This window comes from Pseudoxanthomonas sp. GW835-FHT14C01 (assembly GCF_058793715.1).
The window spans coordinates 141,798-159,847 of sequence record NZ_JBXAGB010000005.1 but is presented as its reverse complement, the minus strand read 5'-3'; the positions used below and the strand labels follow the sequence as shown (position 1 = coordinate 159,847).

Sequence of the window (18,050 nt, the reverse complement as noted above, 5' to 3'; positions counted from 1 at the left end):
GCTTCTTTCCCCATGGACACGGCACCCCACGCCGATGGTCATCGGCATGGCGCGGCCTGCTTCGGAGCATTGCGCTTGAACGAGAACATCCTGTGGTTGCACGAACTGCGCCTGGCCGACCTGGCCCGCGTCGGCGGCAAGAATTCGTCGCTCGGCGAAATGATCGGCCACCTGGCCAACCTGGGGGTGTCGGTCCCGGGAGGCTATGCGACCACGGCGGAGGCCTTCAAGGCCTTCATCGCGCACAACGACCTGTCCACGCGCATCTTCGACAAGCTGGCGACGCTGGATGTCGAGGACGTGCCGGCCCTCACCGCAGCCGGAAGGGAAATCCGCAGCTGGGTGATCGACGCGCCGCTGCAGCCGGATCTGGATGCGGACATCCGTGCCGCATACGCCAAGCTCTCGGCCGACAACGGCGGCGGTGACATCGCGGTCGCCGTGCGCTCTTCCGCCACCGCCGAAGACCTGCCCGACGCCTCGTTCGCGGGCCAGCAGGAAACCTTCCTCAACGTCACCGGCGCCGACGATGTCGTGCACAAGGTGAAGGAGGTCTTCGCGAGCCTCTACAACGACCGTGCCATCGCCTATCGCGTGCACCACGGCTTCAAGCACGAGGACGTGTTCCTCTCCGCCGGCGTGCAGCTGATGGTGCGCTCCGGCGTCGGCGCGTCCGGCGTGCTGTTCACGCTGGACACCGAGTCCGGCTTCCGCGACGTCGTGTTCGTTACCTCCAGCTTCGGCCTGGGCGAAATGGTCGTGCAGGGCGCGGTGAACCCGGACGAGTTCTACGTCTACAAGCCCACGCTGAAGCAGGGCAAGCCGGCGATCCTTCGCCGTGCGCTGGGCAGCAAGGCGCTGCGGATGGTGTATTCGGACGTGCCCGGCGAGCGCGTGCGTACCGAGGACACCCCGGCGAACCTGCGTGCCACCTTCTCCATCACCGACGAGGACGTGCACGAGTTGTCGAAGCAGGCGCTGGTCATCGAACAGCACTACGGCCGCCCGATGGACATCGAGTGGGCGAAGGACGGCGTGACCGGCAAGCTGTTCATCGTGCAGGCGCGCCCGGAAACCGTGAAGTCGCGCGCCAAGGCCACGCAGATCGAACGCTACGCGCTGGAGAAGCGCGGCGAGGTGATCGCGGAAGGCCGCGCCATCGGCCAGAAGATCGGCAGCGGCGTCGCCCGCGTAGTGCGCACACTGGACGACATGAGTCGCGTGCAGCCCGGCGACGTGCTGGTCGCCGACATGACCGACCCCGACTGGGAGCCGGTGATGAAGCGCGCCAGCGCTATCGTCACCAATCGCGGCGGCCGCACCTGCCACGCGGCCATCATCGCGCGCGAGCTGGGCGTGCCCGCCGTGGTCGGTACCGGCAATGCACTGGACCTGATCGAGGACGGCGTCGAGGTCACCGTCAGTTGCGCCGAAGGCGACACCGGCTTCATCTATGCCGGCGCCCTGCCCTTCGAACGCACGACGACCGACCTGGCCGCCATGCCGCCGGCACCGTTGAAGATCATGATGAACGTGGCCAACCCGGAGCGCGCATTCGACTTCGGCCAGCTGCCGAACGCCGGCATCGGCCTGGCGCGTCTGGAGATGATCATCGCCAGCCATATCGGCGTGCATCCGCTGGCGTTGCTGGAATACGACCGCCAGGACCTCGACGTTCGCAAGAAGATCGACGCCAAGACCGCCGGCTATGCCGATCCGGTCAGCTTCTACGTGGACCGCTTGGCGGAAGGCATCGCGACGATCACCGCATCGGTCGCACCGCACCCGGTGATCGTGCGCCTGTCGGACTTCAAGTCGAACGAGTACGCCAACCTGATCGGCGGCACGCGTTACGAACCGCACGAAGAGAACCCGATGATCGGCTTCCGCGGCGCCAGCCGTTACGTCGACCCGTCGTTCGAGCCGGCGTTCGCACTGGAATGCCAGGCCGTCCGCCGCGTGCGCGACGAGATGGGCCTGGACAACCTGTGGGTCATGATCCCGTTCGTCCGTACGCTGGAGGAAGGTCGCAAGGTCATCGAAGTCCTGTCGAAGCATGGCCTGCGCCAGGGCGAGAACGGCCTGAAGATCATCATGATGTGCGAAGTGCCGTCGAACGCGCTGCTCGCCGAGGAATTCCTCGACATCTTCGACGGTTTCTCGATCGGCTCCAACGACCTGACCCAGCTGACGCTGGGCCTGGATCGCGACTCCAGCATCGTGGCCAACCTGTTCGACGAGCGGAACCCCGCGGTCAAGAAGATGCTGTCGATGGCCATCAAGGCGGCCCGTGCCAAGGGCAAGTACGTCGGCATCTGCGGTCAGGGCCCGAGCGACCACCCGGACCTCGCCGAATGGCTGATGGCCGAGGGCATCGAGTCGGTCTCGCTGAATCCCGATACGGTGGTCGACACCTGGCTTCGCCTGGCGAAAACCAAGGCGGGCTGATGGCGCCTCGGCGCTTTCACGCTGACGCGGTTACCATGCGCCTGCAAACCCGGCACGCCCCTTGATGGGGCGTGCTGCATTTCAGGAGTCTCCATGCCCACATCCTCCGCAACGGCCACCGCCACCGCACCTGCCCTCACCGACATTCCGACCGAACCGGCCGCGCTGATGCGCGAGCTGCGCGGCATCGACTGGCTGCAGTTGCTGGAAACCTGGGGGTTGAAGCTGCTTGCCGCGGTCGTCATCTTCCTGGCCGGCATGTGGCTGGCGAAACGGCTGAGCGCGGGACTGGAGCGCGTGCTCGGCCGCACGCATGCCGACGCCACACTGGGCGGCTTCCTGCGCCGGACGAGCTACGCCGCGATGATGGTGCTGGTGATCATCACCGCACTCACCTCGCTGGGCGTGAATCCTACGTCGATGCTCGCCGTGCTCGGTGCCGCCGGCCTCGCCGTCGGCCTGGCGCTGAAGGACTCGCTGTCGAACATCGCCTCGGGCGTGATGCTGATCGTGCTGCGGCCGTTCCGCGACGGCGACTTCGTGCAGGCGGCCGGGCTGGAGGGCATCATCGAGGAGGTTCGCATCTTCCAGACGCGCATGCGCACCGTCGACAACCGCCTGATCGTGCTACCCAACAGCCTGATCACCACCGCGCCGATCATCAACTTCACCGCCAAACCGCAGCGCCGCATCGATATCCCGGTCGGCGTGGGCTACGACGACGACCTCAAGCGCGCCAAGCAGATCCTGCTGAAGATCGCACAGGACCACCCGCACGTGCTGCCGGAACCGGCACCCAGCGTCATCGTGTCCAAGTTGAGCGAAAGCAGCGTCGACCTGATCCTGCTGGCGTGGAGCAAGACCAAGGATTTCGGCGAGACCAAGAGCGACCTGACCGAAGCGGTGCGCACTGAGATCATCGGCAACGGTCTCAACATTCCGTACCCGCAGCGCGACCTGCACGTGTACCACCACAACAGCGACGGCACGCCGCTGACCGATATCATCGCCAAGGGCGTCGCCGACGACGGCGACGTGGCGAAACCGGCGGTGTAGAGCCGAGCCTGCTCGGCTACATGGGCAACAAGCCGAGCAAGCCCGGCTCCACGCATCATTCGGCGAGCGCCGCCATGTGCTTGCGGTAGTGGCGCAGCTCCTCGATGGAATCGCGTACGTCGCTCAGCGCGGTATGGCTGGCCTGCTTGCGCACCCCGTCCAGCACCTGCGGCGCCCAGCGGCGCGCGAGCTCCTTCAATGTGCTGACGTCGAGGTTGCGGTAGTGGAAGTACTTTTCCAGTCGCGGCATCAGCCGATGCAGGAAGCGCCGGTCTTGGCAGATCGAGTTGCCGCACATCGGCGACGCGCCCGCCGGCAGCCATTCGTTGAGGAACGCGACCGTCTGCGCCTCGGCCTGGCCCAGCGACACCCGGCTTTCCACCACCCGCTTCCACAGGCCCGAGCGGCCATGCTGGTTGCGGTTCCAGTCGTCCATCGCTTCCAGCACCGACACCGGGTGCGCGATGGCGAACTCGGGACCCTCGGCCAATACGTTCAACTTCGAATCGGTGACCACCGTGGCGATCTCCAGGATCGAGTCGCGGTCGGTATCCAGCCCCGTCATTTCCAGGTCGATCCAGATCAGGCGGTCGGTATTCGCGTTGTTCGAGGCCATGCAGCGATCCATTTCAGGAAGAAGGTCCGGCCGTTCCACACCGGGAATGCGGACCTGCCGCATCGTGTCATGATAACGCAGACCATCCCGGCGACCGGCCCATGAACCCTTCCACCGATCACGCCGTACTCACCGCCATGCTCGCGCCAGCCTTCTTCCTGACGGCCACGGCCTCGCTCCTGCTCTCGGCGAACAACCGGCTGGCGCGCATCATCGATCGTGCGCGTACCCTGCTGCGCGAGCTCGCAGAATCCGATGACGAAGCCGACCGCAGCCTGCTGGAGAAGCGCATCGCGCTGCAGCGTCTGCGCAGCTTGATCATCCTGCGGGCCGGCCAATTGCTGTACGCGGCGATCAGCTGCTTCGTGGGCACCAGCCTCGCGGTGGCGGTGGACACGTTCACCGGCCACAGGCTCGGATCCCTGCCCACGTGGCTGGCCGCGCTCGGCGTGGTGGCGATGCTCGCCGCGAGCCTGCTGCTGGCGCGGGAGTCGACGCTGGCGGTCACCGCGATCAACGAGGAAATGGACCACCGCAAGGTGAAGCGGAAGTTCCCGACCCCCTAGACCAGCGGCCGCCCGCGCTTGGCGCGGAAGTAGTTGGTCAGTCGGCGGCCGGCTTCTTCGCCCAGCACGCCACCGACGACCTCGATGCGATGGTTGTGGCGCGGATCCGCGACCAGATCGAACACGCTGCCGCAGGCGCCCGTCTTGGGGTCGGACGCGCCATACACGACGCGCGCGACACGCGCGTGCACCAGCGCCATCGCGCACATCGCGCAGGGCTCCAGCGTGACGTACAGCGTGCTGCCGACCAGCCGGTGGTTGCCCAGCGCCCTGCCCGCCTCGCGCATCGCCACGATCTCGGCATGCGCGCTGGGATCATGATCGAGGATGTTGCGGTTCCAACCCTCGCCGAGGACGCGGCCATCGGCACCGACGAGCACCGCACCCACCGGGATCTCGTCGAATTCGCGTTCGGCCCGATCGGCCAGCGCGAAGGCGTGGCGCATCCAGGATGCGTCGTCGCGCGCATCGGGCACGTCATCGGGGGGCATCGTGCTCATCCGGCGGATGCGCGCCGCACCAGCGCCTGCAGCGTGGCGCGCGTGGGCGCGAAGAACGTGCCTCCCGTCCTGGCCACCGAGAAATCCAGCAGCCGGTCGTAGGCCCCCGGCGGGTCGCCCACGTACATGCGCTGCAGCATCTTCTCGACGACCCACAGGTGACGCGAGTAACCGATGAAGTACGTCCCGTACTCGTCCTGGCCCGGACGTCCGAACGGCATGTTGTCGCGCAGGATGTCGTGCTCGTTGCCCTCCGCATCGACGATCGTCGCCAGGGACTTGTGCGACTTCCGCGGGGCGTCGTCATCGTCGATCTCGACGTTGTCCGCCTTGGTGCGTCCGATGATCGCCTCCTGCACATCGGTCGGCACCCTGGACCAGGCCGCCAGGTCGTGCAGGTACTTCTGCACCACGACATAGCTGCCACCGCGATACGCTGCGTCCTCGGCGCCGACCAGGGCGGAGGCCGGCAGATCGATCCCGGTCGGGTTGGCCGTGCCGTCCACGAAACCCAGCAGGTCGCGCGCGTCGAAATAGCGGAAACCGCTCACCTCGTCGACGACGTCGACGGCACCGCGCAGCGCGTCCAGCAGCAAGCGCTCGAATTCGAAGCAGAGGTCCTGCCGCTCGGCACGGATATGGAACAGCAGGTCGCCGGGCGTGGACGGCGCAGTGTGTGCCGCACCCTGGATGGCCTGGAAGGTCGTCAGTTCCACGGGTCTTCGCGTGTCGTCCAGGCGATCCCACAGGCGGCGGCCGATGCCGGCGATGCAGGACAGACGTGCGGACAGATCGCGGAACCCCACGGTCTTGACCAGATCGTCCAGTCCGTCCAGCGCCGTGCAGACCCGGGCCAGCGCGGACGCCTCCGGGTTGACGGTCACCACCAGGAACACCGCCGCCTGCGACAGCGGCGCATCGATGCTCTGCGGATCGATCGGCACGCGGTCCCAACTCTGCTCGGACATCGACTGCTCCCCTCTCATGACGCCGGGCGCATCCGCTCGCTGGAGCGGAGCCTGGCGCTATCCTCGACCCTTCACTCCCACTCGATCGTCGCCGGCGGTTTGCCGGAGATGTCGTAGACCACGCGCGAGACGCCGCGCAGCTCGTTGATGATGCGATTGCTGACGGTACCGAGGAACTCGTACGGCAGGTGCGCCCAGTGTGCGGTCATGAAGTCGATCGTCTCCACCGCACGCAATGCGATGACCCATTCGTACGCACGCGCGTCGCCGACCACGCCCACCGACTTGACCGGGAGGAACACCGCGAACGCCTGCGAGGTCCTGTCGTACAGGTCGGCCTTGCGCAGTTCGTCGATGAAGATCGCGTCGGCCTTGGCCAGCAGCTCGGCGTACTCGGGCTTCACTTCGCCCAGGATGCGTACGCCCAGGCCGGGGCCCGGGAACGGATGACGGTAGACCATCGTGCGCGGCAGGCCGAGTTCGACGCCGAGGCGGCGCACTTCGTCCTTGAACAGCTCACGCAGCGGCTCGACCAGACCCAGCTTCATGTGCTCCGGCAGGCCGCCGACGTTGTGGTGGCTCTTGATGACGTGCGCCTTGCCGGTCTTGCTGCCGGCGGACTCGATCACGTCCGGGTAGATCGTGCCCTGCGCCAGCCACTTGGCGTTCTTCCGCTTGTTCGATTCTTCCTCGAAGATCTCGACGAACAGGTTGCCGATGATCTTGCGCTTGGCTTCCGGGTCGGCGACGCCTTCCAGCGCGTTGAAATAGCGGTCGGCCGCGTTGACGCGCACGACCTTGACGCCCATGTGCTCGGCGAACATCGCCATTACCTGGTCGCCTTCCTGCCAGCGCAGCAGGCCGGTATCCACGAACACACAGGTCAGCTGGTCGCCGATGGCCTTGTGCAGCAGTGCGGCGACGACCGACGAATCGACGCCGCCGGACAGGCCGAGGATCACCTCGTCCGAACCGACCTGCTCGCGGACGCGGGCGATCTGGTCGTCGATGATGTTGGCCGCCGTCCACAGCGTCCTGCAGCCGCAGATGTCGGCGACGAAGCGGCGCAGCAGCGTCTGGCCCTGCTTGGTATGCGTCACTTCCGGATGGAACTGCACGCCGTACCACTGCTTCTCTTCCAGCGCCATCGCGGCGACCGGGATACGGTCGGTGGTGGCGGTGATGGTCCAGCCCGGTGGCGCCTTGGCGACATGGTCGCCATGGCTCATCCATACGTCGATGCGCGGCTCGCCCTGGTGGTCGCTCAGGCCGCCAAGCAGCGCGTCATGTGCGACGAGCTGCACTTCGGCATGGCCGAACTCGCGTGCATCGGCCGCTTCCGTCGCGCCGCCCAGCTGCGCGGCCAGGGTCTGCATGCCGTAGCAGATGCCGAGGATCGGCAGGCCGCTGTCGAACACCTGCTGCGGCGCGGCGGGGGCGCCGTGCTGCGTGGTGGATTCCGGGCCGCCCGACAGGATGATGCCCTTCGCGCCGAACTTCGCGATCTCCTCCGGGTCGTGGTCCCACGCCCAGATCTCGCAGTAGACGCCGATCTCGCGGATGCGGCGGGCGATCAGCTGCGTGTACTGCGCGCCGAAATCGAGGATGAGGATCTTGTCGGTGTGGATGTTGGTCATGAGCAAGGAGTGGGTGCAGAGGAGTGAGAAGTGAGTGGAAGCGGGAAGCCAAAAGCAGAAGAGGAGCTCCGGAGTTCCCTCACTCCTCACTCCTCTCCGCTCACTCCTGCCTCACCCCATCCGGTAATTCGGCGGCTCTTTGGTGATCTGCACGTCGTGCACGTGGCTTTCGCGCTGGCCGGCGCCGGTGATGACGACGAACTTCGGCTTGCTGCGCATGTCTTCGATGGTGGCGCAGCCCACGTAGCCCATCGTGGCGCGCAGGCCGCCGACCAGCTGGTGGATGATGCCGCCGACCGATCCGCGGTACGGCACGCGCCCTTCGATGCCTTCCGGCACCAGCTTGTCGGCGTCGCTGGCGTCCTGGAAGTAGCGATCCTTGGAACCCTTCTCCATCGCACCCAGGCTGCCCATGCCACGGTAGCTCTTGTAGCTGCGGCCCTGGAACAGTTCGACTTCGCCCGGGGCTTCCTCGGTGCCGGCGAACAGGCCGCCGATCATCACGGTGGATGCACCGGCAGCGATCGCCTTGCCGATGTCGCCCGAGTACCGGATGCCGCCGTCGGCGATCAGCGGGATGCGGTCCTGCAGCGCTTCGGCGACCATGTCGATCGCGGTGATCTGCGGCACGCCCACGCCGGCCACCATGCGGGTGGTGCAGATGGAGCCCGGACCCACGCCGACCTTCACCGCATCGGCACCGGCGTCCATCAGCGCCAGCGCGGCGTCGCCGGTGACGATGTTGCCGCCGATGACCTGCAGCGACGGGAAGCGCTTCTTGACCCAACTGACGCGGTCCAGCACGCCCTGCGAATGGCCGTGCGCGGTGTCGACGATGATCACGTCCACACCAGCGGCGACCAGCGCTTCGACGCGCTGGTCGGTGTCGCCACCGACGCCCACCGCGGCGCCGACGACCAGGCGGCTGGCGCTGTCCTTGGCGGCGTTGGGGTTGTCGGTCTTCTTCTGGATGTCCTTGACGGTGATCAGGCCGCGCAGGTCGAACGCGTCGTTGACCACCAGCACCTTCTCGATGCGGTGCTTGTGCAGCAACTGCAGCACTTCGCCGTCGCTGGCGCCTTCGCGCACGGTGACCAGGCGATCCTTCTTGGTCATGATGTGGCGGACCGGATCGTCGAGCTTGGTCTCGAAGCGCATGTCGCGGCTGGTGACGATGCCGACCAGCTGGCCGCCATCCACCACCGGCACGCCGGAGATGTTGCGGGCACGGGTGAGCTTGAGCACTTCGGCGATGGTGGTTTCGGGCCCGACGGTGAAGGGCTCCTTGATGACGCCGGCTTCGAACTTCTTGACCTTGGCCACTTCCGCGGCCTGCTGTTCGACGGTCAGGTTCTTGTGCAGGATGCCGATGCCGCCCAGCTGGGCCATGGCGATGGCAAGGCGGGCTTCCGTGACGGTATCCATCGCGGCCGAGACGATCGGCAGCTTCAGCCGCAGATCGCGCGTCAGGCGCGTTTCCAGGCTGACATCCTTGGGCAGGACGGTGGAATGGGCGGGGACGAGGGAGACGTCGTCGTACGTCAGTGCTTCAGCCTGGATGCGCAGCATCGGCGGGCCCGGGAAGTTGGGGAAGCGCGGCATTATACCCTGATCGGCGGGTCGTCCGCCTGCCTGCGCAGCTGGAACGATGCTTTCCCTGGCTCGTCATGAGTGCGTGTGGACCCGCGGCGGTGGGAGCGACGTCAGTCGCGATGACGCATCCGGATTCCCCCATCGCGACTGACGTCGCTCCCACAATCAGCAAAAACGCGGCTCAGAGGCCCGCTTCGGCAGCTTCCAGCGTGTTCTGCATGAGAGTGGCGACGGTCATCGGCCCCACCCCGCCGGGCACCGGCGTGATCCAGCTGGCGCGTTCGGCCGCCGCGTCGAAACCGACGTCGCCGACGAGCCTGCCGTCGTCCAGCCGGTTGATGCCCACATCGATGACGACGGCCCCCGGTTTGACCCACTCACCGGGGATCAGGCCCGGCTTGCCGGCCGCCACGACCAGGATGTCGGCATCGCCGACCCGGGCCTGCAGCACCTCGCGGGGAGTGAACTTGTGGCAGCTGGTCACCGTGCAGCCGGCGATCAGCAGTTCCAGCGCCATCGGGCGCCCCACATGGTTGCTGACGCCGACGATGGTGGCATTTCGGCCACGCACCGGCTGGTCGGTGTAGCCCAGCAGGGTCGTGATGCCGCGCGGCGTGCAGGGGCGCAGGCCGAACTGGCGCAATGCCAGATGGCCGACGTTGGCCGGATGGAAGCCATCGACGTCCTTGCGCGGATCGATGCGCTCGATCAGCCGCGTAGCGTCCGGAATGCCCGGCAGCGGCAGCTGCACCAGGATGCCGTGGATCTTCGGATCGGCATTCAGCTGGTCGATCAGCGCGAGCAGTTGCGCCTCGGACGTGCCGGCCGGCAGGTCGTGGTCGAACGCTTCGATGCCGACCTTTTCGGCCGCGCGGCGCTTGTTGCGCACGTACACGGTGGATGCGGGATCGCCGCCCACCAGGACCACCGCCAGACCAGGCCGGCCTTGCCCTGCGGCGACGCGCGCGTCGACCCGGACCTTCAGTTGGTCCAGCAGGTTCTCGGCGATGCGGCGGCCGTCCAGGATTCGGGCAGTCATGGGGGGGGGCGGTGTAGAGTCGGCGCGTATTGTCCCCGATTCCCCTACCCCAGCGCGACCCGTGTTGCGCCTCCGGAACTCTCCCGACGCCATGACCGACACCACCGCCCTCGAAGCCGCCGCCTTCCGCCGCCTGCTGCAGCACCTCAACCAGGACCGTCCGGATGTGCAGAACATCGACCTGATGATCCTGGCCGGCTTCTGCCGCAACTGTCTGGCCGACTGGTACCGCGAGGCCGCGGTGGAGGCAGGTGTCGCCATGGACAAGGAGCAGGCGCGCGAACGTGTCTATGGCATGCCGTTCAATGCATGGAAGGCACAACACCAGCGCGACGCCACGCCGGAACAGTTGGCTGCGTTCAAGGCCGCGCAGGAGCGCCATGGCTGAGCGTGCACGCCGCACGCTGATGTGGCTCGTCGCGCTGGCGCTCGCGGCCTACCTGGGCCTCTGTGCCCTGCTCTATCTTCAGCAGCGACGCCTCATCTACTACCCGCAATTCACCCGGGTCGCGCCGGCACAGGCGGATTTCGCTTTTCACAGGCCGGATGCGGTACTGCGCGGCTGGGTCGTGAATCCCGGACAGCAGGATGCGGTGCTGTACTTCGGCGGCAATGCGGAAGCGTTGGAAGCCAACCGCGGGGCCTTTGCCCAGTGGTTGCCGACGCATACGGTGTACCTGCTGGCGTATCGGGGCTACGGCGCGAGCGACGGCCAACCTTCGGAAGCGGCCCTGTTCGCCGATGCGCTCGCCTTGCATGACGAGGTCGCCAGGCGCCATCCCTCCGGCCGTATCGCGATTGCCGGCCGCAGCCTCGGCAGCGGTGTGGCGGCCTACGTCGCCACCGAGCGCGACACCACTGACCTGGTGCTGGTTACGCCGTTCGACAGCCTGACGGCAGTCGCGCAGTCGCACTATCCGGTGTTTCCCGTCCGCCTGCTGCTGACGGACCGCTACGACTCCGTCGCCCGACTGCCCCGGTATCGTGGCAGGTTGCTCGTGCTGCGCGCAGGGCGGGACACGGTCGTGCCGCCGCCGCACACCGACCGGCTGCTGGCATCGTTCACGGGACAGGCGCGGGTCGTGGATTTTCCGCGCGCCGGCCACGACGACCTGTCGACGGACCCTGCCTACTGGCCGGCGATCCGGGATTTCCTCCGACCCGCCGCCGAATAGCGCCGGCTACTCCTCTTCTTCCTCGCCGATCGCCTCGGCCGCTTCCTCGTTGAGCGCCTTCGCTTCGCGCTTGGGCTTGGTGAACGGGGTGGGCGTGGGTTTGGCGGGACGGGCGTTGCCGTAAAGCGCGGGAATCCCGGACCTGAGGTCTCCCCCGCCAGCGATCTCGAGTTCGAAGCGCTCGGCATCGCGTCGGCGGATCTCCAGCGCGATCGCGTCCGCCTCTTCCGACGACGTGCCCACGCTCATCAACGCGGCCTTGCCGAACTCCACCGCGGACTCGAAGGTCTCGCGGATCTGGAAATCGACACCGGCCGAGATCAGCGCCAGCGAGTGCTCGCGGTCGAACGACCTGGCCAGCACCTGCGCCTGCGGGAACTCGTGCTTCACCAGTTCCACGATGCGGCTGGCGGCTTCCTTGTCGTCGATGCAGATGGCAATGGACTGCGCGGTCTGGGCGCCGCACGCGCGCAGCACGTCCAGCCGCGTGCCGTCGCCGTAATAGATCTTGAAGCCGAACTCGTCCGCGCTGCGGATCATCTCGATGTCGGTATCGATGATGGTCACGTCCACGTCGCGCGCGAGCAGCGACTGGCTCATCACCTGGCCGAAGCGGCCGAAACCGATGATCAGCACGCTGCCGCTGAGCCCCTTGGCTTCCTCGATGCCTTCCATCGACGGCTTGTCCGGATGGGTGAAACGACGCAGCACGAGTACGAACAGCGGAGTGAGCGCCATCGACAGCACGACGATGGCGGTCAGGTTGGCGTTGACGGTGGCGTCGATGATGCCTGCCGACGCCGCGGCGGCGAACAGCACGAAGGCGAACTCGCCGCCCTGCGCCATCAGCACGGCGCGGTCGAGCGCTTCGGCATGCGGACTGCGGGTCACGCGCGCCACCACGTAGATGCAGATGGCCTTCACCAGCATCATCGCCAGTACCGCACTGACGATCAGCGGCCAATTGGCCGCGACCACGCCCAGGTCCAGCGCCATGCCGACGCCGAGGAAGAACAGGCCCAGCAGGATGCCGCGGAACGGTTCGATGTCGGCTTCGATCTGGTGGCGGAAGGTCGATTCCGACAGCAGCACGCCGGCCAGGAAGGCGCCCATCGCCATCGAAAGGCCACCCAGCTGCATCAGCAGCGCGGCACCCAGCACCACCAGCAGCGCCGCCGCCGTCATCACTTCACGCGCCTTCGCGGCGGCAAGGACACGGAAGAACGGATTGAGCAGCCAGATGCCGGCCGCGATCAGTCCCGCCAGCGACGCCACGCCGATGCCGATCGCCGCCCAGCTCGATCCTTCCTGCGGCTCCACGACCTGGGGCGACATGAAGGCGACCAGCACCAGCAGCGGCACGATCAGCAGGTCTTCGAACAACAGGATCGAGACGACCTTCTGGCCGTTCGGCAGGGCCACGTCGCCGCGCTCGGCCAGCAGTTGCATCACCACCGCCGTCGACGTCAGCACGAAACCCATGCCGCCGATGAACGACACCGGCAACGAATAGCCGAACACCAGGCCGACACCGGTCAGCAGCAGCGTGCATACCGCGATCTGCAGCGCGCCCAGGCCGAAGATCTGCTTGCGCAGGCTCCACAGGTGGCTGGGACGCATCTCCAGGCCGATGACGAACAGGAACATCACCACGCCGAGTTCCGCGACATGCAGGATGGACTGCGGATCGGAGAACCATTTCAGGCCGAAGGGACCGATCGCCAGGCCGGCGGCCAGATAGCCGAGGACCGATCCAAGGCCCAGACGCCGGAAGATCGGGACGGCGACCACGGCGGCACCCAGCAGGGCGACGACACTGACCAGTTGGCTGGCACCGGATTCTGCACTCATGCGGGCAGTCTACCGGATGGTGCCTGCCCTGCCCCACCTACCCTGCGGTATGTGCGTGCGCGATGCCGCGGCCATGACGGCGGTAGTACGCAGCCCATACCGTCACCAGGACCATCACCGCCGTGGTGAGTGCGCCGGCAATCAGCAGGTTGACTCGCGGCAGCACCGGCCACAGCGCGAGCAACGCGCCGATGCCGACGACATGCGACAACGGGAAGCGTCCGTATACGACACGCTTGAACAGCGCATTGCCGATCAGATAGACCAACGGACCGCCGTCCAGGACCGCGGCGTACTTGACCTTCACAGGGTCCAGCGGATGCGCCACCACCAGGTCGTCGGCCACCGCACAGACAATGACGCCCGCGATCAACAGCACGTGGACATAGTGGAAATAGGCGCCCAGCCGGCCGGGGTCGTCCGAGTGCTCGATCACGTGCGCCGCATCGCCGCTGGAGGTGTCGAAGTACATCCACCACATGGCGACGCAGCCGACGAACGAGACGAGGAAGGCGATCCACACCGCGGCTCCCGGGTGCGCCGCATGGCCGAACGATGCACCCGTGGCCAGCACGGACTCGCCCAGCGCGATGATGACGAACAGCTGGCATCGCTCCGCCAGGTGGCCGCCGTCGATGGTCCAGTCCGTCGTCCGCGAGCGCCCGAGCCCGGGTACCGGGAAGCCGGCCATCGGCGACAGGTACTCGCAGCCGACCGCCAGCAGCCACAGCAGCAGGCGGGTGCTTCCGTCGTTCAGGCCCCCCGCGATCCAGAGCGTCGCGGATACCAGCAACCAGCACAGCATGCGCAGGAAGTTCGGGGTCAATACATGGCCGCGTCCCAGGCTGTACAGCACGAACAACGTGCGCCCCACCTGGATGGCCGCAAAGCTGCAGGCGAACAGCAGCCCGCGCTCCCCGAACGCTTCCGGGATGGCGGCCGACACCAGCAGGGCCACTCCCATCAACACCATCAGCATGGTGCGGATGACCAGATGCTCGGGATTGAACCAGTTGCTGACCCATGCCGTGTATTGCCAGCCCAGCCAGACCGCGAACCACAGCGTCGCCGTCTGCAGTACGCCGAGCCACGACAGATGCTCCAGCAGGTAGTGGGACAACTGGGTGATGGCGAACACGTAGACCAGGTCGAAGAACAGCTCGACATTGGCCACGCGGGCAGGTTGCCCGGATGGCCGCAACAGCGGATGTGCAGGGTTCGTCATGACGGAGCGTCCGGATCGGGCGGAAGCGTCAACGCTGTTTCGTCTTCCATGCCCACCACCAGCCGGCGGCGACCGGCACGAGGTAGATCACGGCCTGGATCGGCAGCTCTTCCTGCAGCGAGTAACCGTGCGACATGCCGGTGCGCAGGTTCCACAGCACGGCGGCGAGCCAGCCGAGGCTGAAGACCGCCGCCACGCTACGGCGCTTGTCCGTTCGCGCCAGCCACATCGAGGCGCCTGCCAGCAACAGGCCCACGACGATGAAGATCAGGGTACGCATGAAGGTCTTCCTCCGTGACAGGCATCCGGTAGGCGCACGTTATCGCAACCATGTCCCGCGCGACACGGGACGGGCGGCCGCGACGCCACCCGCCCGCACGGCTCACTTGGTCGTATAGCCACCGTTGATGAGGATGGTCTGCCCGGTGATCCACCAGCCGTCGCTGACCAGGTGGCGGATGAAGGGCACCACGTCCTCGATGTCGGTCAGGCCGGTCTTGCTGTGCGGCGACAGCGCGGCCGCGGTCTTGTGGTAGGCGACGGCGTCCGCGCCTTCGGCCGGATAGAAGAACGATGTGTCCATCGGGCCGGGACCGACCGCCGTCACCGAGATGCCGCGTTCGCCGAACTCCTTGGCGGCCGCGCGGGTGAAGTGTTCCACCGGCGCCTTGGTGCCCGCGTACGAGGCGTAGAACGGCGTGAATGCACCCAGCAGCGACGTGACCAGCGTGACCACCTTGCCGTTGTCGTTGACGTGCTTGCCCGCTTCCTTCAGGAAAAAGAACGCGGTCTTGGCGTTGACCGCCGACATCTCGTCGTATTCAGCCTCGGAGATCTCGGCGATCGGCTTCTTCAACACCTTGCCGACGGTGTTGATGGCGATGTCGGGACGGCCGACGGCGGCGATGGCGTCGCCGAACAGACGTTCCATGGCGGCCGCGCTGGTCAGGTCGCCCTGCAGCGCGACGGCCTTCGCCCCGGCTGCCTGCACGGCAGCGACGGTCGCGTCGGCCTCGGCCTTGCTGGCCGCGCTGTTGTAGTGGAGGGCGACGGCCGCAGCGCCTTGCTGCGCAAGGTCGCGGGCGATCAGGCCGCCGAGGTTCTTGGCGCCGCCGGCAATCAGGACGACTTTGCCGCGGATGGAATGATCGGTCATGGGAATGCTCCTGGCAGGGGAAGGGCGCCCGTCAACGGCGCAGTGGGCAGCGCGACGAGGCGCGTCTAAGATGCGATGGAAGCGTTCCGGCGGCTTTCACGATGTCCCACCCGCTATCAAATTCTCCGGCATCAACTCACATTGGCGAGCCGCAGGGTGCGGCCCCGGCGGCGGACGATCCGGAGGCCGCTGCCCCGCCGCAATACCGGGTGCTGGCACAGGCACACTGGCCAGGCGTGGAGCTGTTGCTCTGCCGCGAGGACATCCGGCAGCGCACGCTCTGGGCCATCGATGAACCACGCCACACGGTCATCGTCCATCTGGGCGGCACGATGCGCGAACTGGACACCGAGATCGACGGCGTCGGCGCCACCCATGCCCCGCCTTCGCCCGGTGACATCTGGCTGGTGCCCGCGGGGAAGCGCTACGCCAGCCAGGCGACGGGTCAGGTCATTACCTATGCCGAGCTGCGCATCTCGCCGATGGCGGATGTCGATGTGGGCGCCGACCGGCGCGTTCCCATCGAGGCGCTGATGCCAAGGCTGGGGCATCGCGACGAGTTCCTCCATTACAGCGTCGCGCGGCTGGGACGGCTCAGCCAGCAGGATGACGACGTGTCGGCGATGATGGCCGAGCGGCTGCAACTGCTGCTGCGCCAGCACCTGTACGACGGCTACCGCCTGCCCGCCGTGCCGGCGGCCGCACCGACATCGCTCGCCCCCCGTACGGCGCGGCAGCTTAGCGACCACATCGAAAGTGCGCTGGGCCAACGCATCACGCTGGCCGAACTCGCTTCACTGGCCGGCATGAGCGTGCACCAGTTGCTGATCGCATTCCGGCGCACCTTCGGCACTACGCCCGCACAGTACATTCTCGCGCAGCGATTGCGCCGCGCACGCTGGTACCTGCTCAACCGCAACGATGACATCACCGTCATCGCCCTCGCTTGCGGTTTCGCCAGCCACAGCCACCTGAGCGCCGCCTTCAAGCGCGACGCCGGCATCACGCCACGTCAGTTCCGCGACGGCCTGCGGATGCGTCCGCTGGACTGATCAGTCCGCCCGGCAGAACGCTGCGTAGTCGATGTAACCCGGGAACGGCCGGCCGGCGGCGCAGACCGGGCAATCGGGATCGTGGCGCAAGCGGGTTTCGCGGAACCGCATGGCCAGCGCATCGAAATACAGCAAGCGGCCCACCAGTGTTTCACCTGCCCCCAGAAGCAGCTTGATCACCTCGGTGGCCTGCAACAGGCCGATCACCCCGGGCAATACGCCCAGCACGCCGGCTTCGGCGCAATTCGGCGCGAACTCCGGCGGCGGGGGTTCCGGGAACAGGCAGCGATAGCACGGCTGTTCGCCCCGATGGCGTCCGGCGTCGAACACGCTCACCTGCCCTTCGAAGCGCTGCACGGCGCCGTAGACCAGCGGCTTGCCCAGCTTCACGCAGGCGTCGTTGAGCAGGTAGCGGGCCGGGAAGTTGTCTGCGCCGTCCAGCACCACGTCAACACCGTCGAGCAGACGTTCGACGTTCTCCGCCGTGACACGCTCTTCCACGGCTTCCACCCGCGTGCGCGGATTGAGCGCAGCCAGGGTCGCCTGCGCCGACGCGACCTTCGGTGCACCGATGCGCGCTTCGGTATGCAGGATCTGGCGCTGCAGGTTGCTGCGATCGACGATGTCGTCGTCCGCGATGCGCAACTGCCCCACCCCGGCGGCCGCCAGATAGAACGCTGCCGGCGAACCCAGCCCGCCCGCCCCGATCATCAGCACGCGCGATCGCTGCAGGCGTTGCTGGCCCACGACGCCCACTTCGGGAAGCAGCAGATGGCGCGAATAGCGCTCATTGAAATCGCGGGCGTCGGCCGACATCGCCGGCACCACCACGGGACGCTGCTCGTCCCTCCAGCGGGACGTGCCGCCCGCGACGGATGCAAGCCGGCTGTAGCCCACCGCTTCCAGCACGCGTGCGGTGTCCAGCGAGCGACCGCCCTTCTGGCAGATAAGCACGATGCTGGCGTCACGGTCGGGCAGGTACGCGACAGGATCGCGTTCCAACTCGCCCTTGGCGACGCCGCGCGCACCTTCGGCCTGGCCGCTGGCGCGCTCGTGCTCCTCGCGCACGTCGATGAACACGCTGCCCTGTGCGAGCAGCGCGGCAACGTCACGGGGATCGATTTCGCGGATGGCCATGCGGCGATTATCGCGCAAGTCGTGGCGCGGA

Annotated in this window: 17 protein-coding genes; 6 read left to right on the top strand and 11 right to left on the bottom strand. The window is 67.1% G+C overall.

Annotation, left to right across the window (positions count from 1 at the left end; all coding sequences use genetic code 11):
- Nucleotides 1-75: 75 nt before the first annotated feature.
- Both ppsA and AC1Q5B_RS20050 read left to right on the top strand, forming a co-directional pair.
- Nucleotides 76-2,448, top strand: coding sequence for a phosphoenolpyruvate synthase (ppsA, locus tag AC1Q5B_RS20055; RefSeq protein WP_492633204.1), 2,373 nt, complete (start codon nucleotides 76-78; stop codon nucleotides 2,446-2,448).
- A gap of 93 nt (nucleotides 2,449-2,541) precedes the next feature.
- Nucleotides 2,542-3,504 (top strand): mechanosensitive ion channel family protein, encoded by a 963-nt coding sequence (locus AC1Q5B_RS20050; RefSeq protein WP_492633203.1) that lies wholly within the window; start codon nucleotides 2,542-2,544, stop codon nucleotides 3,502-3,504.
- 55 nt (nucleotides 3,505-3,559) lie between these two features.
- On the opposite strand, the gene orn is transcribed toward AC1Q5B_RS20050, so the two are convergent.
- Nucleotides 3,560-4,120 (bottom strand): oligoribonuclease, encoded by a 561-nt coding sequence (orn, locus tag AC1Q5B_RS20045; protein ID WP_492633202.1) that lies wholly within the window; start codon nucleotides 4,118-4,120, stop codon nucleotides 3,560-3,562.
- Nucleotides 4,121-4,221: 101 nt separating this feature from the next.
- On the opposite strand from orn, the gene AC1Q5B_RS20040 reads away from it, so the two are divergent.
- Nucleotides 4,222-4,686 (top strand): DUF2721 domain-containing protein, encoded by a 465-nt coding sequence (locus tag AC1Q5B_RS20040; protein ID WP_492633201.1) that lies wholly within the window; start codon nucleotides 4,222-4,224, stop codon nucleotides 4,684-4,686.
- Here AC1Q5B_RS20040 and tadA read toward each other — a convergent pair.
- From tadA to folD, 5 genes are all read right to left on the bottom strand, one after another.
- Nucleotides 4,683-5,186 carry a tRNA adenosine(34) deaminase TadA gene (gene tadA / locus AC1Q5B_RS20035; protein WP_492633200.1) on the bottom strand — a complete coding sequence of 168 codons (504 nt, stop codon included), beginning with the start codon at nucleotides 5,184-5,186 and terminating at the stop codon, nucleotides 4,683-4,685. The two genes, AC1Q5B_RS20040 and tadA, sit on opposite strands and share 4 nt — an antisense overlap.
- Nucleotides 5,183-6,154: a Dyp-type peroxidase gene (locus AC1Q5B_RS20030; protein ID WP_492633199.1), complete on the bottom strand. Its 972-nt coding sequence runs from the start codon at nucleotides 6,152-6,154 to the stop codon at nucleotides 5,183-5,185. The genes tadA and AC1Q5B_RS20030 overlap by 4 nt, the downstream gene beginning before the upstream one ends.
- Nucleotides 6,155-6,225: 71 nt before the next feature.
- The gene (gene guaA, locus AC1Q5B_RS20025) at nucleotides 6,226-7,791 is read right to left on the bottom strand and encodes a glutamine-hydrolyzing GMP synthase (RefSeq protein WP_492633198.1); all 1,566 of its coding nucleotides are present in this window, start codon (nucleotides 7,789-7,791) and stop codon (nucleotides 6,226-6,228) included.
- Nucleotides 7,792-7,902: 111 nt separating this feature from the next.
- Complete coding sequence (guaB, locus tag AC1Q5B_RS20020; protein ID WP_192268005.1) at nucleotides 7,903-9,360, bottom strand: IMP dehydrogenase; 1,458 nt, start codon at nucleotides 9,358-9,360, stop codon at nucleotides 7,903-7,905.
- 205 nt (nucleotides 9,361-9,565) lie between these two features.
- A complete protein-coding gene (gene folD / locus AC1Q5B_RS20015) occupies nucleotides 9,566-10,423 on the bottom strand; it encodes a bifunctional methylenetetrahydrofolate dehydrogenase/methenyltetrahydrofolate cyclohydrolase FolD (protein ID WP_492633197.1) in 858 nt (285 codons plus the stop codon).
- Between the two features lie 91 nt (nucleotides 10,424-10,514).
- Here folD and AC1Q5B_RS20010 point away from each other — a divergent pair, with 91 nt between their 5' ends.
- Nucleotides 10,515-10,811, top strand: a complete 297-nt coding sequence (locus AC1Q5B_RS20010; RefSeq protein WP_492633196.1) for a DUF1244 domain-containing protein — start codon at nucleotides 10,515-10,517, stop codon at nucleotides 10,809-10,811.
- Entirely contained in the window at nucleotides 10,804-11,598 is a 795-nt protein-coding gene (locus AC1Q5B_RS20005; protein WP_492633195.1) for an alpha/beta hydrolase, read from the top strand. The genes AC1Q5B_RS20010 and AC1Q5B_RS20005 overlap by 8 nt, the downstream gene beginning before the upstream one ends.
- A gap of 6 nt (nucleotides 11,599-11,604) precedes the next feature.
- Here AC1Q5B_RS20005 and AC1Q5B_RS20000 read toward each other — a convergent pair whose 3' ends face one another.
- The 4 genes from AC1Q5B_RS20000 to AC1Q5B_RS19985 all read right to left on the bottom strand — a co-directional run bounded on the left by AC1Q5B_RS20000 (nucleotide 11,605) and on the right by AC1Q5B_RS19985 (nucleotide 15,830).
- On the bottom strand, nucleotides 11,605-13,449 hold the full coding sequence (locus AC1Q5B_RS20000; protein WP_492633194.1) for a monovalent cation:proton antiporter-2 (CPA2) family protein: 1,845 nt from the start codon (nucleotides 13,447-13,449) through the stop codon (nucleotides 11,605-11,607).
- A 37-nt stretch (nucleotides 13,450-13,486) separates the two neighbouring features.
- Nucleotides 13,487-14,674: a low temperature requirement protein A gene (locus tag AC1Q5B_RS19995; RefSeq protein WP_492633193.1), complete on the bottom strand. Its 1,188-nt coding sequence runs from the start codon at nucleotides 14,672-14,674 to the stop codon at nucleotides 13,487-13,489.
- A 28-nt stretch (nucleotides 14,675-14,702) separates the two neighbouring features.
- Nucleotides 14,703-14,954 (bottom strand): hypothetical protein, encoded by a 252-nt coding sequence (locus AC1Q5B_RS19990; RefSeq protein ID WP_492633192.1) that lies wholly within the window; start codon nucleotides 14,952-14,954, stop codon nucleotides 14,703-14,705.
- Between the two features lie 102 nt (nucleotides 14,955-15,056).
- Entirely contained in the window at nucleotides 15,057-15,830 is a 774-nt protein-coding gene (locus AC1Q5B_RS19985) for an SDR family oxidoreductase (RefSeq protein WP_492633191.1), read from the bottom strand.
- A 209-nt stretch (nucleotides 15,831-16,039) separates the two neighbouring features.
- Here AC1Q5B_RS19985 and AC1Q5B_RS19980 point away from each other — a divergent pair, with 209 nt between their 5' ends.
- Nucleotides 16,040-16,882 (top strand): helix-turn-helix transcriptional regulator, encoded by an 843-nt coding sequence (locus AC1Q5B_RS19980; RefSeq protein ID WP_492633190.1) that lies wholly within the window; start codon nucleotides 16,040-16,042, stop codon nucleotides 16,880-16,882.
- Here the strand turns inward: AC1Q5B_RS19980 and moeB are convergent, their stop codons facing one another.
- Entirely contained in the window at nucleotides 16,883-18,037 is a 1,155-nt protein-coding gene (gene moeB, locus AC1Q5B_RS19975) for a molybdopterin-synthase adenylyltransferase MoeB (RefSeq protein WP_492633189.1), read from the bottom strand.
- Between the last annotated feature and the right edge of the window lie 13 nt (nucleotides 18,038-18,050).

Bases quoted from the DNA above. Each gene is read 5' to 3' on its own strand.
- AC1Q5B_RS20010 (WP_492633196.1), top strand. From the start codon at position 10,515: ATGACCGACACCACCGCCCTCGAAGCCGCCGCCTTCCGCCGCCTGCTG.
- AC1Q5B_RS19990 (WP_492633192.1), bottom strand. From the start codon at position 14,954: ATGCGTACCCTGATCTTCATCGTCGTGGGCCTGTTGCTGGCAGGCGCC.
- AC1Q5B_RS20040 (WP_492633201.1), top strand. From the start codon at position 4,222: ATGAACCCTTCCACCGATCACGCCGTACTCACCGCCATGCTCGCGCCA.
- AC1Q5B_RS19995 (WP_492633193.1), bottom strand. From the start codon at position 14,674: ATGACGAACCCTGCACATCCGCTGTTGCGGCCATCCGGGCAACCTGCC.
- orn (WP_492633202.1), bottom strand. From the start codon at position 4,120: ATGGCCTCGAACAACGCGAATACCGACCGCCTGATCTGGATCGACCTG.
- folD (WP_492633197.1), bottom strand. From the start codon at position 10,423: ATGACTGCCCGAATCCTGGACGGCCGCCGCATCGCCGAGAACCTGCTG.
- AC1Q5B_RS20030 (WP_492633199.1), bottom strand. From the start codon at position 6,154: ATGTCCGAGCAGAGTTGGGACCGCGTGCCGATCGATCCGCAGAGCATC.
- AC1Q5B_RS19985 (WP_492633191.1), bottom strand. From the start codon at position 15,830: ATGACCGATCATTCCATCCGCGGCAAAGTCGTCCTGATTGCCGGCGGC.
- guaB (WP_192268005.1), bottom strand. From the start codon at position 9,360: ATGCTGCGCATCCAGGCTGAAGCACTGACGTACGACGACGTCTCCCTC.
- AC1Q5B_RS20050 (WP_492633203.1), top strand. From the start codon at position 2,542: ATGCCCACATCCTCCGCAACGGCCACCGCCACCGCACCTGCCCTCACC.
- guaA (WP_492633198.1), bottom strand. From the start codon at position 7,791: ATGACCAACATCCACACCGACAAGATCCTCATCCTCGATTTCGGCGCG.
- tadA (WP_492633200.1), bottom strand. From the start codon at position 5,186: ATGAGCACGATGCCCCCCGATGACGTGCCCGATGCGCGCGACGACGCA.
- AC1Q5B_RS20000 (WP_492633194.1), bottom strand. From the start codon at position 13,449: ATGAGTGCAGAATCCGGTGCCAGCCAACTGGTCAGTGTCGTCGCCCTG.
- AC1Q5B_RS20005 (WP_492633195.1), top strand. From the start codon at position 10,804: ATGGCTGAGCGTGCACGCCGCACGCTGATGTGGCTCGTCGCGCTGGCG.